We start from the raw sequence: 14,647 nt of genomic DNA, 5'->3' as shown, positions 1-14,647 counted from the left end.
ACCCGGACCGCGGTCCGGGTCGCGCGGCCGGAGTACGGATACGGGTACCGAGCGAGCGATCGTTAGAATGCCCGGCAACCAAGACGATGCGTCCCGGAACGGCCGGAGCAAGTCCGCGGAATCAGGAGGCGGACCCATGGCGGAGCCTTTGGCGGCGGATCTGCGCGCCGACGGTCACACCGACTGGCGCGGGTACCGACCGCTGCTGCTGCCGCCGATCCTGGCCGCGTCGCTCGCCGCGTTCGACGAGCACGGCTATCACGGCACGACGGTGCGCGACATCGCCCGCCGGGTCGGCGTGACGGTGCCGGCGCTGTACTACCACTACCGGAACAAGCAGGCCCTGCTGGTCGAGTTGCTGATCGGTTCGATGAACGCCGCCCTGGGCCGCTGCCGGGCCGCGCTCGAAGAGGCCGAGGACGCGCCGGCCGCACGATTCGCCGCGCTGGTCGAGTGCATCGTCCTGTACATGGCCAACCGCGCACCGCTGGCGTTCCTGGACACCGAGATGCGCAGCCTGGAACCGGCCAACCGGGCCCGCTACGTGGCGATGCGCGACGAACTCGAATCCCTGATGCACGCCGCCGTCCGCGACGGCGTGGCCCTGGGCGAGTTCACCACCCCATACCCGATCGACGCCGGCCGAGCAGTCATCACGTGCTGTCAGGCAGTAGCCAATTGGTACCGCCCCACGGGCCCCCTGACCCCCCAACAAATCGCCGACCGCTACGTACAAATCTCCCTGTCCACAGTCGGCCACACAGGCACCTTCCCCCCGACACCCCCCAGCCCGGCACCATCCAGCCCGGCACCACCCAGCCCGGCCGGCGTTTGAGGCCACCTCACACAACCCATACGAAACGCCGGCCGAACCTCCCAGCCCGGCAACTTCCAGCCCGGCCGGCGTTTGAGGCCAAAAGACCTAGGCCGAAGGCCAGGTCCCCTGCGGCCCAGCGCCGAGCGTCACCGCGGGGACATCCGGATCGCCCCATCCAGCCGGATGACCTCCCCGTTCAGCATCTGGTTCTCCACGATGTGCGCGACCAGCGCCGCGTACTCCGCCGGCCGCCCCAACCGACTCGGGTGCGGCACCTGCGCGCCCAGCGACTCCCGCGCGGCCTCCGGCAACGACCCGAGCAACGGCGTCTCGAACAACCCGGGCGCGATCGTCATCACCCGCACCGCCAACCCCGACAGGTCCCGCGCGATCGGCAGCGTCATCGCCGCGATCCCGCCCTTGGACGCGCTGTAGGCGGCCTGCCCGATCTGCCCGTCGAACGCGGCGACCGACGCCGTGTTGACCACCACGCCGCGCTCGCCGTCCACCGGCTCGTGGGTGCTCATCCGCTCCGCGGCCAACCGCAGCACGTTGAACGTGCCGATCAGGTTGACGTTGACCACGCGGGCGAACACGTCCAGCGGGAAGGCGCCCTTCTTGCCCACCGTGCGAGCCGCGTTCGCGATGCCCGCGCAGTTGACCGTGATCGCCAGCGTGCCGTCCGCGTCGGCCGCCTCCACCGCGGCCCGCACCTCGTCCTCACGGGTGACGTCGCCGGGTACGAACAGGGCCCGCTCGCCCAGCCGTTCGGCCACCTCCTTGCCCTGCGAGGAGGGCAGGTCGACGAGCACGACCGACGCGCCCTTCGCGACGAGCAGTTCGGCGGTGGCCAGGCCGAGCCCCGAGGCGCCGCCGGTGATCAGGGCGGTGGTGCCTTCGATGCGCATACGTGTGTCTCCGTAACTCGCTACTCACTGACAAAAACGCGGCCGACGAACCCGACCGAAAAACCCGACGGACCAACCAGACGACCGAACGACCTCAGAGCCGTTCGATGATCATCGCGTTGGCCATCCCGCCGCCCTCGCACATCGTCTGCAACCCGTACCGCCCGCCGGTGGCCTCCAGAACCCCGAGCAGCGTGCTCAGCAGCCGACCGCCGGAGGCGCCGAGGGGGTGCCCGATCGCGATCGCGCCGCCGCGCCGGTTCACCTTCTCCAGGTCGGCGCCCACCTCCGCCGCCCATGCCAACGGCACCGGCGCGAACGCCTCGTTGACCTCGAACGCGTCGATGTCGTCGATCCCCAGGCCGGCCCGCTCCAGCACCTTGCGGGTGGCCGGGACGACGCCCATCAGCATCAGCAGCGGGTCGTCGCCGGTGACCGCGAACGCGTGGAAGCGGGCGCGCGGGGTCAGACCGAGCGCGTTCGCCCTCTCCTCACTCATGATCAGCGCGGCGGACGCGCCGTCCGTGAGCGGCGAGGAGTTGCCCGGGGTGATCCGCCAGTCGATCTCCGGGAAGCGCGCGGCCATGCCCTCGTCCACGAACGCGGGCTTCAGACCCGCCAGTCCCTCCTCCGAGGTGCTGGGACGTACCGTCTCGTCCACCCGGTGCGCGCCGCCGGCCACGGTGATCGGCACGATCTCGCGGTCGAACGCGCCCTCGGCGGCGGCCTGCGCGGCGAGGCGGTGCGAGCGGGCGGAGAATCGGTCCAGCGTCTCCCGGTCCAGGTTCCACCGGGCCGAGATCAGTTCGGCCGAGTAGCCCTGCGGGATCAGGCCCTCGGGGTAGCGCGCGGCGAGCAGCTCGCCGCCGAGCGGGTTGCCGCCGTGCGAGGCCAGGCCCATCGGCACCCGGCTCATCGACTCGACACCGGCCGCGATCACGATGTCGTACGCGCCGGCGATCACGCCCTGCGCGGCGAAGTGCGCGGCCTGCTGGCTGGATCCGCACTGCCGGTCCACCGTGGTGGCGGGCACGCCCTCGGGGAACCCGGCGGCCAGGACCGCGTTGCGGGCGATGTTCAGCGACTGGTCGCCGCCCTGGGTGACGCAGCCCGCGATCACGTCCTCGACCAGGGCCGGATCCAGACCGTTGCGCTCGATCAGGGCCCGCAGCGTGTGCGCGAGCAGGTCGACGGGGTGGGTGCCGGACAGGGCGCCGCCGGGCTTGCCCTTGCCGGAGGCGGTGCGTACGGCGTCGACGACGACGGCTGTGGTCATGGCGTTGCGTCTCCTTCACGACGGTGGAACCGGCGCACCGCGACGGCCGGACCCGGTCGTGGCATCCGGTGCGCGGTCCGCGCGATCGTGCCGCGATCCCGCTGTGGGCCGGCCGCTCCCGGATTCCCGCAGGGTCCTGCCGGCAAGGTTACTGAACGTTCGCTAAGACATTCGACCCGCCGGCGCAAATGCTGTCAAGCATCGACCCGGGCGGCGACACCCTCGTGCGGACCTCGGCGATTCCGTGCACGTCAACCGACAAAACCGGCATCGAGCCCCTTCCCGGGGGTTAGGCTGACCTACGTGACCAGCGCACCAGTACGCGAACCACGTCAACACCGCAGTCGTGTCACCCGCGCCCGACTCCTGGACACCGCCGTCGACGTGCTGGCCGAGCTGGGCTGGCTCGGCGGCACCGTGACCGTGGTCGCCGAGCGCGCGGGCGTCTCACGAGGCGCCGTGCAGCACCACTTCCCCACCCGCGAGGACCTGTTCACCGCCGCGATCGACCACATCGCCGGTGACCTGGTCGCCCGTACCCGCCTGGACGGCGCCCGGATCCCGCCCGGCCCCGCGCACACCGAGGCGGTGGTCGAGGCACTGGCGTCGATGTTCCGGGGCACCCTGTACCGGGCCGCGCTCAACCTGTGGACGGCCGCGGTCAACGACCCCGTGCTGCGCGCGCGGGTGATCCCGCTGGATCTGCGACTGACCGCGGCGATATACGACATGGCCGTCGAACTGCTCGACGCCGACGTCTCCCTGCCCGGGGTGTCCGCCGCCGTGGAGGCCACCCTCGACGTGGCCCGCGGTCTGGGCATCAGCGCCCTGGTCATCGACTACGACGAGCGGCGGCGGGCGGTCGTACGGCAGTGGGCGGCGAGTCTGGACCACGTTCTCGCCGGCAACGGCGCGCCCTGATCCGGGGCGTACGACCTCATTTCACGCTTCGATGACCAATCCTTGGTACGAACCCGGTCGAAACGTGAACGTGGCCGGTCCGCGAGACCGTAACTTCACCGCGTGGACTGGAATCGACGGGCCTGCGCACGGCGCGGCCATGAGACGTACGCTCCCGACGAACCCGCGCTGCGCGCCCGGCTGCACGCGACCACGCCGGTCGGCGAGGCGTGGCGCTGCCTGCGCTGCGGCGACTACGTGCTCGGCGAGGTCAAGGGCCGCGGGCCCGCCGGCGACGCGCCGGTGGTGATGCGCGGTCGGGCGCTGCGCGACGTGTTGATCCTGCGCTTCCTGTCCATCGAGCGGGCCGCGCGCGGCGTACTGATCCTGCTCGCGGCCTACGCGGTCTGGCGGTTCAGCAACTCGCAGGACTCGGTGCGCCGGTTGTTCGAGGACGACCTGACCGCGTTCCGGCCGGTGGCCGAGCACTTCCACTACGACCTGGACCACTCGCCGATCGTCGACTCGATCCGCAAGACGTTCGACTACAAACGCTCGACCCTGATCTGGGTGGCGATCGGGATGGTCGTCTACGCGGTCATCGAGATCGTCGAGGCGGTCGGATTGTGGTACCTCAAGCGCTGGGCGGAATACCTCACGGTGGTCGCCACCGCGGCGTTCCTGCCGCTGGAGGGCTACGAGATGCGCGAGCACGTGAGCTGGTTCAAGGTCTGCACGCTGGTGCTGAACATCCTCGCGGTGGTCTACATCATCGTCGCCAAGCGGCTGTTCGGGGTGCGCGGCGGGGCCGAGGCGTTCGAGCGCGAGCGGCACAGCGAATCGCTTCTGGAGATCGACGAGGCGATCCACCCCGGGCCGCCCCGGCAGCCGTGGGAGGAGCACGTACACGCGACCAAGCCGCCGTCCGCCCGCACCTCGTAAACCCGCGGCCCCGACCCGCAACCCGGGCCGCCCCGACCGAAGCCGATCGGGGCGCCCGCTTCTTTCCACCCGTCACCCCGACCCGCCCCACCCGAACCCGGCCCCTCGCCTGGGGCCCGGGGCCTCGCCGCAGGCCGTGGCTGACCAGGGGCCGGCGCAGTGCGCGGGTACGGCGCGTTGTTGCTTTTGGAGCGAGGTCGGGGGGTGGGATCCGCATCGCCTCGGTCTACGGCACCAGGACCACCCGGCCTCGGAGGCCGCCCTCCGCCACCGCGGCGAAGGCGCGGGCGGCGTCCGCGAAGGGGAAGGTTCGGGCCACGCGTAGCGTCAGTTCGCCCTTGCCGGCCGCCGTCGCGAGTTCGGCCAACCGGGTGGCGTCGGCGCGGACCCACACCTGGTGCACCCGGATCCCGCGCAGCCCGGGCGGCGCCGCGCCCGCGTTGACCGCCACGAACGCCCCGCCGCCGCGTACCGCGTCCAGCGCGTCCGGGCCGAGCATGGCCGCATCGAGCGCGGCGTCCACCCCGCCGGGCACCAGCGCCCGGACCCGCTCCGCCAGGTCGGCGCCGCGCGGCACGAACCACCTCGCGCCGAGGTCGCGCACCGACGCCTCGTCGGCGGCCCCCGCGACCGCGACCACCCGTACCCCGCGCGCCGCCGCCAGTTCGACCGCGAACGCGCCGACCCCGCCCGCCGCCCCGGTGACCAGCAGGGTGTCCCCCGCCGCCGAGCCGAGCAGGTCGAGCCCCTGCGACGCCGTCGAGCCGTTCAGCGGGATCGTCGCCGCCGCCACCGGATCCAGTTCGACCGGCCGCGGCGCCACCGCGTCGGCGTCCAGCACCACGAACTCGGCCAGCGCGCCGGTCCGTACGTCCAACCGGTCGCGCAGCCCGAGCACCGCGTCGCCGACCGCGAACCCGGCCACGCCCGCCCCGACCGCGTCCACCTCGCCCGCGACGTCCCACCCGAGCCCGAACACCGCCCGCTCGCGCACCAGTCCGTACCGCACCGGCGCGCCCTCCACCACCATCAGGTCCACCGGGTTCACCGTCGCCGCCGCCACCCGGATCCGCACCCGACCGGGCCCCGGCTCACTCACGGGTCCGTCCACGACCTCGACCACCGACGCACCGGACCGAGCGATCACCGCACGCATGACCCACCACTCCCACATTCCTCGCGGCCACGGGCCGAACTCCCGGCCCCTCGACCGCCAACCTAGGAAGAGCTACTCTCCGGGAGGAAGTACCCACCCGGAAGTGCGTATCCCACCCGAAGGAGAGCCATGGCCACCCGCACCGCCGCCGAACGCCGCACCCAGGCCCGTACGGAGTTCGACGCCTACATGGCGAGTTGCCCGGCCCGCCGGCTCCTGGACGGGATCAGCGACAAGTGGGTGAGCCTGCTCGTCAACGCGCTCGCCGACGGCCCGCGACGCTACAGCGACCTGTCCCGACGGGTGGCCGGGGTCAGTCAGAAGATGCTCACCCAGACCCTGCGCAACCTGGAGCGCGACGGACTGGTCGAGCGCACCGTCACCCCGTCCGTCCCGGTCCGCGTCGACTACGCGCTGACCCCGCTCGGCGCGAGCCTGCTGCCGCTCATGCAGGCGGTCAAGACCTGGGCGGAGGAGCACATCCCCGAGGTGGACCGCGCCCGCGAGCGCTACGACGCCGCACGAACGGACCCGAACCACCCGTGATCCGGGTTGCACCGACCCGGGACACCGAGGGGCCGCCAGAAGATCGCCCGCTGTTCATTTCCCGGTCCGCCGGGGGTGTTTCCCGCTCCATATCGTGATCTTGACCGGCGGAACGGACGCCGGCCGAGCCTCCGAGGAGCCCAGTTTCGTGTCGCCTGGCCGGGAGACCTACGAGCGCGAGCGGCGGATCGACCTGTTGATGGCGGAGAGCACGCCATTGCGCAGATACGTGAGCGGGATCCTGGGGGCGGATCTGCACACGGTCGAAGACGTGGTCCAGGAAACGCTGTTACGGGCCTGGGAGGCCGCGGACCGCCTGGACTGGGACGGTCGCCCGATCCGCATGTGGCTGTTCCGGGTGGCCCGCAACCTGGCCGTCGACGCCCGACGGCGCAATCGTTCGTTGCCGGTGGGCATCGATCCGAGCGAGTTCACCGGGCTGCCCACGGTGCCCGATCCGGCGGCGTCGGTGGTCGATCGTTGTGTGCTGGTGGGGGCGTTGCGCCAACTGGCGCCCTCGCACCGCGAGGCCGTCGCACACGTGCACCTGCTCGACCGCAGCGGCGCCGACGTCGCGCGCGCCCTGGGGATACCGCACGGGACGGTCAAGTCCCGTACCTACCACGGGATCGCGGCGATCCGGCGCGAGCCGGCCGCGATCGAGGAGAGCGGATGACCGGCTCCGAGGACCTCGCCATGCGGGTCGCCGGACACGATGTGATGACCCTGCTCGGCTGGACCGGGATCCTGGTCCTCGTGTTCGCCCTGGCCCACTGGGCCGCGATGCGGCGCGGCGGCTGGCGCTTCGTCCGGCGCCGGCTGCGCCGCGAAATCGCGCTCACCGTGGCCGCGTTCGCCGAGCCGATCGCCGGCCTCGTGCGATTCCGCCGGCGCCGCCGACTCCTGGTCCGCACGCTGCGCGCGCCCGGCACCTGGCAGGACGCGGAGCACGCGGCGATGCTGGCGGCCGAGGTGAGCGCGAGCGCCCGCCCGTACGCCGTGCTGGTCGAGCGTGACGTGGTGGGGGTGTTGGTGGGCTGCGGCCCGGAGTTGCCCGTGCCCGCCGAGCCGTGGGCGGTGGACGAACTCGACCCGCGACTGTGGTGGATCGCCCGCGCCGACCTGGAGCCCGGATCCGGTCCCGCGCCGCTGCTGGTCGCGATCGGCACCCGGCACGAGGCGGTGGTCTTCCTGGACCTGCTGACCGGACCGCGCGTGCTGGCGGTCTCCGGCGAGCGGCGCGGCGCGCGGGCCACGGTCCAGTCGCTGGCCGCCCAACTCGACGCCAGGCTGCCGGCCGGCGCGGTCACCGTCGCCGCCGGGGTGCATCCGCGCTACGCGGGCCCGAGCGCCGCCGACGCGTTCGCGCATGCCACGACGGTCGCCGCGACCCGCCGCTACCCGCAGGTGGTGGCCTGCGCCGACACCCCCGAACTGCCCTCCGCCTCGCCCGTGTCGGTGCTGACCACGGGTCAACCCCGCGGCCACGCCCGACTGTTGGCGATCGCGCCGAACGGCGCGCTGCTCGTCCACGGCACGCCGCTGCGGGTGGACGCGCGCCCGCTGCCGCGCGCGGTGGCGGCGACGGTATGGCGCCTGCCGCCCTGGTCCACGGAGGACGCGGTACACCCGGCCCCGGCCGGGATCGACCCCGACCTGGACCTCGCCCCCGAGCCGACCCCGGCCGCACCGCCCCCCGCGACGCGGGCGCGGGTCCCGGCGCAGGTCCCGCCCGCCGGGCACGACGACCTCACCGAGCCCGCCGACACCGACAAGCCGAGCGGCGTCTCCATCGACGTGTGACCCGCGTCCCCGCACGCCGGACGGGCGGCCCAAGGGCGTGTCCTCGATCCCCGCCGAGCATCACCACGCGGGACCCGGGACACGCCGACGGGCACCCGTCCGGCGTGCGCCGACGTCCCGTCCCGGCCCGTCCCACCCGACCCCTCCCCGCCGACCCCTCCCCGCCGACACCCCCGGTCGGCCGGACCCGACTCCGTCCCCCACCCCCCAGGAGCACGACGAACGTGAGACTCACCGTCACCACCGTGGACGCCGCGGACGGCCTGCGCCGCGACCATCTCCTGGACCTCCCGCCCGGGAGCATCGTGGCGGACCTCGCGACCGCCGTGCACCGCCCGACCGCACCCGCCGACGCCGCGCCCGGGTCCGGCGCCGCCGACCTGGGCGCGTTCCTGGACGGCGAGGCGCCGGCGACCGGACGGTCGCTCTACCTCGGCGACACCGTGCTCGACCCGCAGGCCCCGCTGACCGTCTCCGGGATCCGCGAGGCCACGGTGCTGGGCCTGGGCGCCCCGCCCGCCGAGCCCGACCGGGTGCACGCCCCCCGACATCCCTTCGACCCGCAGACCCTGGTCCAGGTGCACGCGGTGTCCGGCCCGTACACCGGCCGGGTCTGGCCGCTGGGCCCGGGCAGCCACGAGATCGGCGCCGACGAGGGCTGCGCGATCCGGCTGCCGGTATCCGGCGTACCGGCCCGGGGCCTGTGGGTGACGGTGTGCCAGGACGGCTCGGCGTACTGGCATCGCACCGGGCCCGACGACGGCGCGGTGCACGGCCGCGAGGTGGCACCGCCGCCCACCGACGCGATCACCGCCGCCGCGGCGCTGCCCCGCAAGCACGAGGAACGCATCCTGGAGGACGAGCGCGAGGCGGACCGCAAGGTCGAGCGGGAGAGCGCCCGGATCGCCCCGCCGAAGGAGCCGGCGATCCGCCCCGAGGCGCCGCCCGGCACCCCCTGGCCGCACGCGTCCGACCTGGTCGTCGGCCCGTCGCTGCTGCGCCTGTGCGGACCGGTCGAGGCGGACGCCGATGTGACGCCCTCCGACGACGGCATCGGCCTGGACTACAACCGGCCGCCCCGGATCGCCCCGCACCTGGACGCGGAGAAGATCCGGCTGCCCTCGCCGCCGCTGGAGCCGAACCGGGTGCCGTTCCCGCTGCTCGTGATGATCGCCCCGCTGGTGATGGGCCTGGCGATGGTCGGGTTCTTCCACTCGTACTTCTATCTGATCTTCTGCATCATGAGCCCGTTCATGGCGATCGCGAACTGGGTCTCCGGCCGCCGCAGCAATCGGGTCAAGCACCAGCTCGACGGGGTGCAGTACCGACGCCGGTTGCGCGTATTGCACGACGACATCCGCACGGCCGTGCGCCGCGAGCGCATCGTCCGCGCCGAGGTCGGCCCCGACCCGGCCGCCGTCGCGCTGATCGCGACCGGACCGGGCAGCCGGTTGTGGGAGCGGCGCCGCCGCGACGCCGACCACCTGGTGCTGCGGATCGGTACGGTCGACCAGCCGTCGGTCAAGGAGGTCGAGGACCCGGCCCGGGACGAGCATCACCGCACCGCGAGCTGGACGTTGCCCGACACGCCCATCGGCGTCGAGATCCCCGACCACGGGGTGCTCGGCGTGGCCGGCCCGACCGGGCCGATCCAGGCGCTGGCCCGCTGGCTGGTGATCCAGTCCGCCGTCCTGCACAGCCCGCGCGACCTGCGCGTGGTGGTGCTGACCGATCCCGAGCGGGCCGGCGACTGGGCCTGGGTGCGGTGGTTGCCGCACCTGCGCCCGCAGTCGCGCTCCGCCGCGCCGGTCGCCCTGCTGGGCACCGACCCGGAGTCCACCGCCAACCGCATCTCCGAACTGGTCGCGCAGATCCAGAGCCGGCAGCGCAGCATGGGCTCGTCGATGGGCCAGGCCATGTTCAGCGGCCCCGACATCCTGGTGATCGCCGACGGTGCCCGGCAGTTGCGCGAGGTGCCCGGCATGGTCCAGGTGCTCACCGAGGGTCCGGCGGCCCGGGTGTTCAGCGTCTGTCTGGACGAACGCGAGCGGCTGCTGCCGGAGGAGTGCACCGCCGTCGTGCTGGCCGCCGGCCGACACCTCACCGTGCGTCAGACCGGCCTGCCCGACGTGACGGACGTGCGCGCCGACCATGTGGACGCGACGTGGTGCGAGCAACTGGCCCGCGCGCTGGCGCCGTTGCGCGACGTCAGCCCCGAGCACGACAGCGGCCTGCCGCAGACCGTCAAGCTGCTCGACCTGGTCGACGCCGAGCCGCCGAAGGCGGCCGACTTCGTGGCCCGTTGGGCCCGCCGCCCGGCCTCGACGACCTTCACCCTGGGCGCCGGCTACGACGGGCCGCTGCGCATCGACCTGGTGCGCGACGGTCCGCACGGCCTGATCGCGGGCACCACCGGCTCCGGCAAGTCCGAGTTGTTGCAGAGCTTCGTCTCCGCGCTCGCGGTGGCCAACCGCCCGGACGAGCTGACCTTCGTCCTGGTCGACTACAAGGGCGGCAGCGCGTTCAGCGAGTGCGCCGAACTCCCGCACACCCTCGGCATGGTCACCGACCTGGACGAGCACCTGGCCACCCGGGCACTGGAGTCGCTGGCGGCGGAACTGCGGCGCCGCGAACAGCTGTTGGCCGACGTCGGCGCCAAGGACCACCCCGAGTACCGGGGCAAGCGCGCCGGCGACCCCACCCTGGCGCCGCTGCCCCGACTGATCCTGGTGATCGACGAGTTCGCCACCCTCGTCCGCGAGGTGCCCGACTTCGTCACGGGGCTGATCAACATCGCCCAGCGCGGCCGTTCGCTCGGGATCCACCTGGTGCTGGCCACCCAGCGCCCCGCCGGCGTGGTCACCGGCGACATCCGCGCGAACACCAACCTGCGGATCGCCCTGCGGGTGACCGACGCGGGCGAGAGCCAGGACATCATCGACACCATGGAGGCCGTGCACATCTCGGCCGGCACGCCCGGCCGGGCGCTGATCCGCACCGGCCCCAACGCCGCGGTGCCGTTCCAGGCCGCGTGGGTGGGCGCCGAGCGGCCCGTCCCCGGCGGCGCCGCCGAGAAGACCGGCCCGACCCGCGCGGTGCGCGCCACCGAACTGACCCTGGCCGGCCTGGGCCGGCCCGCGTCGCTGCCGACGATCGACGAGGGCCCGGACACCGCGGACACGCCCAACCCGACCGACCTCAACGCCCTGGTCCTGGCACTGCGCGAGGCGGCCGAGACGCTGCCCGACTACCGCCCGCTGCCCAGCCCGTGGTTGCCGCCCCTGGCGGAGCGGGTGCTGGTGGACGACCTGCCGTCGGCGGAGCGGGCCGACGTCGACGCGTCCGACCCCTGCCCGGCACCGATCCCCTACGCCCTGGAGGACGTTCCGCAGCTCCAGCAGCAGCGGGTGACCACGATGGACCTGGCCACGTTCGGCCACCTCTACGTGATCGGCTCGCCGCGCTCGGGCCGCACCCAGGTGTTGCGCACCCTCGCGGGTTCGGCCGCGGCCACGGCGAGTTGCGCCGACGTGCACCTGTACGGGATCGACGCCGGCGGCGGCGGTCTGGCCGCGCTGGAGACCCTGCCGCACTGCGGCGCGGTGGTCTCGCGGCACGACATGGAGCGCATGGGACGGCTGTTGGGCTACCTGGTCCGCGAGTTGACCGAGCGTCAGGAACGATGCAGTGCGCACAACGCCGCCGGACTGGTGGAGTTGCGCCGGATCCTCCCGGCGGCCGAGCGGCCCGCGCACATCGTCATCCTGCTCGACGGCTGGGACTCCCTGGTCGCGCTGCTCGACGACCACGACGGCGGCCGGCTCGTGGACGACACGATGCGCCTGCTGCGCGAGGGCGCGGCGGCCGGCATCCACATCGTGGCGACGTCCGAACGGGCGCTGCTGAGCGGGCGGTTGTCCGCGCACAACGACCACAAGCTGCTGCTGCGACAGGCGGATCGCAGCGACTACCAGATGGCCGGCATGCCGATCCGCAAGGTGCCGGCGGTGATCTCGCCCGGTCGCGGCTGGCACGTGTTGTCCCAGACGGAGAGTCAGGTCGCACTGCTCGCGCCCGATCCGAGCGGACAGGAACAGGCCGAGGCGCTGCGCCGGATCGGCACGGCGGCGGCGCTGCGCGACACCACGGTGCCGCGCGAGCGGATGCCGGTGCGGATCCCTACGCTGCCGCGTGTGGTCGAGTTCGCCGCCGCGTACGAGCGGGTGCCGGCCGAGGTGCGCCGCCCGATGTGGGGGCTGCTCGGCATCGGCGGCGACAGCGCGGAGCCGATCGGGGCGGACTTCGCCGCCAGGTCGGTGTTCTGCGTGATCGGCCCCGCCGGGACCGGGCGCAGCACCACGCTCGCGTCGTTGTCGGTGTCGTTGCTCGCGGGGGGCACGTCGCTGGTGGTGCTCACCCCGCGCGAGTCGCCGCTGCGCGGGCTGGCGCAACATCCCCAGGTGCGGCTGCTGACCGAGGAGGACCCCGCCGCCGAGGCGGTCGAGCGGGCCCTGGACGAGCTGTCCGGTCCGCGCGTGGTGGTCGTGGACGACGCCGAACTGCTCGGGATGCCCGCCGCCGACCGGGTCCTGCGCGACCTGGCGGTCGCGGGCCGCGACCGGGGGCAGGGGCTGTTGTACGCGGGGTCCTACGACGCCCTCCAGGTGGCGATGGGCAGTTGGCTCACCGCGGCCCGACGCGGCAGCCGCAGCGGCGTCCTGCTCGCGCCGAAGAACATGCAGGAGGGCGACATGATCGGCGTACGGCTGCCGACGAACGTGGTGCGCTCGGCGCCGCCCGTGCCCGGGCGGGCGTGGACCGCGGGGCCGGGCGGCGCGCCGATGGCGGTGCAGGTGCCGCTGACGGTGTTGCGGTCGGCCGAGTAACCGGGCGCACCTCCGCCGGGGGCAGACGAGTTCGGGCCGCTTCCCGTCGAGGGAGGCGGCCCGAGTCGGTGCGGCGAGGGTTCAGCTCTTCTTCAGGTTCTTCGCCATCTCCACGTCCATCTCGTGCATCTGGGTGCGGATCTTGGCGAACATCTCGGAGAAGATCAGGATGCCGTCGACGGCGGCGGTGAGGCTGGTGTTGAACTTCGAGTAGGCCTCGCGCATGGCCGGGCTCGACTCCTTGAAGACCATGCCGTTGTCCAGCAGCCCGTTCACGTCGGAGAGCAGCGTGTTGATCATCGGCGTGATGGTCTCCTTCGCCTTGGTCAGCTTGCCGGCGACCTCGTCGATGCGGCCGAAGTCGAGTGCGATATCGGGCATGGTTCCTCCAGGGAAGATCGGTTCGTCGTGGGGGTACGGCGAACGGGGACTACGGGGAGCTACAGGGGACTACCGGGCGATGGGGTGTACGACGGCGGCTCAGTCGCGGCGCGGGATGCGCCCTCCGCCACCGCCGCCGGCGCCCGGCGGGACGGGCTTCTCCGGCGGCTTGGGTGTGGTGTCCACCCATTCGTGCTTGCCGTCGGCGCGCGCGTAGGTGTGCGTCTTCCCTTCGGAGTCGACCACCTTCTGCGTGCCGCCCCCGTTGGCGTTCAGGTGCGTCTCGGTGGTGGTCACGCCACCGTCCGGCGCGGTGGACACGGTGGTGTAGTTCAGCCGGCTGGAGTCGTAGGTGGTGACCGAGGTGTACGTCTGGCCGTTGCTGACGACCTTGGTCTCCTCCTTGATCACGTTGCCGTCCGCGTCCAGGGTCAGGTGGGTCTCGATCCGGCCGCCGTTGGGCGTGGTGATCACCTTGTCCAGCGGCGGTTTGTCGCCGGGGTCGGTGGCCTTGCAGAACTCCGGGTAGGTGCCGTCGGGTCCGGGCTTGGCGCACTCGTCCAGGTGGTCCTGCTTGTACTTCCAGGCGGCGACCTTGTTGCGCCACTCCGCCAGGCCCATCGTGGCGCCCATCACACCCAGGCCCTCGGTGATCTGCGCGTCGGCGTTGAAGTAGGCGTCGCCGACCTTGCCGAAGCAGTCGCCGAGCTTCTTCAGCAGGTCCTCGGCGCGGGTCATCGGGCCTGCGGACAGCCGGTACAGGCTGCGGAACGCGGCGGTCAGCGTGGGGTCGCCGAACACCGCCTGGGCGTCGGTGTACCCGCCCTTGCCCAGGGTCGCGAAGTCGCTCGACTTGAGCGTGGGCGAGATGCGGTCGGCCAGGTCGTACATGTCCTTCTTGGCCTCGGCCAGCGTGCTGTAGTCCAGCGCGAAGTCGACCACGTCCGCTCCCGTCGGGCATCGCGGATCCCTCGGCCGGATCCGTCGCCGTGACCACGCCCGGGCCCACCGGACGGTCTGTCTCTTATACAC

General features: G+C 73.0%; 12 protein-coding genes. 7 read left to right on the top strand and 5 right to left on the bottom strand.

The window, feature by feature from the left end; translation table 11 throughout:
• Window positions 1-136 precede the first annotated feature (136 nt).
• Window positions 137-835 (top strand): TetR/AcrR family transcriptional regulator, encoded by a 699-nt coding sequence (locus ACFRCG_RS25415; RefSeq protein ID WP_380035224.1) that lies wholly within the window; start codon window positions 137-139, stop codon window positions 833-835.
• A 128-nt stretch (window positions 836-963) separates the two neighbouring features.
• Here ACFRCG_RS25415 and ACFRCG_RS25410 read toward each other — a convergent pair whose 3' ends face one another.
• Together ACFRCG_RS25410 and ACFRCG_RS25405 are read right to left on the bottom strand one after the other, a co-directional pair.
• The gene (locus ACFRCG_RS25410; protein WP_380035221.1) at window positions 964-1,725 is read right to left on the bottom strand and encodes a 3-hydroxyacyl-CoA dehydrogenase; all 762 of its coding nucleotides are present in this window, start codon (window positions 1,723-1,725) and stop codon (window positions 964-966) included.
• A 94-nt stretch (window positions 1,726-1,819) separates the two neighbouring features.
• Window positions 1,820-3,001: a thiolase family protein gene (locus ACFRCG_RS25405; RefSeq protein ID WP_380035219.1), complete on the bottom strand. Its 1,182-nt coding sequence runs from the start codon at window positions 2,999-3,001 to the stop codon at window positions 1,820-1,822.
• 303 nt (window positions 3,002-3,304) lie between these two features.
• On the opposite strand from ACFRCG_RS25405, the gene ACFRCG_RS25400 reads away from it, so the two are divergent.
• Together ACFRCG_RS25400 and ACFRCG_RS25395 are read left to right on the top strand one after the other, a co-directional pair.
• The gene (locus ACFRCG_RS25400; RefSeq protein ID WP_380035216.1) at window positions 3,305-3,922 is read left to right on the top strand and encodes a TetR/AcrR family transcriptional regulator; all 618 of its coding nucleotides are present in this window, start codon (window positions 3,305-3,307) and stop codon (window positions 3,920-3,922) included.
• A gap of 102 nt (window positions 3,923-4,024) precedes the next feature.
• Window positions 4,025-4,843, top strand: a complete 819-nt coding sequence (locus ACFRCG_RS25395; protein ID WP_380035214.1) for a DUF2127 domain-containing protein — start codon at window positions 4,025-4,027, stop codon at window positions 4,841-4,843.
• 226 nt (window positions 4,844-5,069) lie between these two features.
• On the opposite strand, the gene ACFRCG_RS25390 is transcribed toward ACFRCG_RS25395, so the two are convergent.
• Window positions 5,070-5,999, bottom strand: a complete 930-nt coding sequence (locus tag ACFRCG_RS25390; RefSeq protein ID WP_380035211.1) for a zinc-binding dehydrogenase — start codon at window positions 5,997-5,999, stop codon at window positions 5,070-5,072.
• Window positions 6,000-6,128: 129 nt separating this feature from the next.
• On the opposite strand from ACFRCG_RS25390, the gene ACFRCG_RS25385 reads away from it, so the two are divergent.
• The 4 genes from ACFRCG_RS25385 (at window position 6,129) to ACFRCG_RS25370 (ending at window position 13,234) form a co-directional block, all read left to right on the top strand.
• A complete protein-coding gene (locus ACFRCG_RS25385) occupies window positions 6,129-6,545 on the top strand; it encodes a winged helix-turn-helix transcriptional regulator (protein ID WP_380035210.1) in 417 nt (138 codons plus the stop codon).
• A 148-nt stretch (window positions 6,546-6,693) separates the two neighbouring features.
• The gene (locus tag ACFRCG_RS25380) at window positions 6,694-7,221 is read left to right on the top strand and encodes a sigma-70 family RNA polymerase sigma factor (protein WP_379998061.1); all 528 of its coding nucleotides are present in this window, start codon (window positions 6,694-6,696) and stop codon (window positions 7,219-7,221) included.
• Window positions 7,218-8,348: a hypothetical protein gene (locus tag ACFRCG_RS25375; protein ID WP_380035207.1), complete on the top strand. Its 1,131-nt coding sequence runs from the start codon at window positions 7,218-7,220 to the stop codon at window positions 8,346-8,348. Before ACFRCG_RS25380 ends, ACFRCG_RS25375 begins: the two co-directional genes overlap by 4 nt.
• A gap of 224 nt (window positions 8,349-8,572) precedes the next feature.
• Window positions 8,573-13,234 (top strand): FtsK/SpoIIIE domain-containing protein, encoded by a 4,662-nt coding sequence (locus tag ACFRCG_RS25370; protein ID WP_380035205.1) that lies wholly within the window; start codon window positions 8,573-8,575, stop codon window positions 13,232-13,234.
• Window positions 13,235-13,315: 81 nt separating this feature from the next.
• On the opposite strand, the gene ACFRCG_RS25365 is transcribed toward ACFRCG_RS25370, so the two are convergent.
• Both ACFRCG_RS25365 and ACFRCG_RS25360 read right to left on the bottom strand, forming a co-directional pair.
• Complete coding sequence (locus ACFRCG_RS25365; RefSeq protein ID WP_078978201.1) at window positions 13,316-13,615, bottom strand: hypothetical protein; 300 nt, start codon at window positions 13,613-13,615, stop codon at window positions 13,316-13,318.
• Between the two features lie 99 nt (window positions 13,616-13,714).
• Window positions 13,715-14,557 carry a hypothetical protein gene (locus ACFRCG_RS25360; RefSeq protein ID WP_380035202.1) on the bottom strand — a complete coding sequence of 281 codons (843 nt, stop codon included), beginning with the start codon at window positions 14,555-14,557 and terminating at the stop codon, window positions 13,715-13,717.
• Between the last annotated feature and the right edge of the window lie 90 nt (window positions 14,558-14,647).

The organism is Embleya sp. NPDC056575 (assembly GCF_042793325.1).
In the GTDB taxonomy this organism is placed as follows: domain Bacteria; phylum Actinomycetota; class Actinomycetes; order Streptomycetales; family Streptomycetaceae; genus Embleya.
The sequence above is the reverse complement of the archived record's forward strand: the minus strand, read 5'-3'. Positions and strand labels throughout refer to the sequence as shown.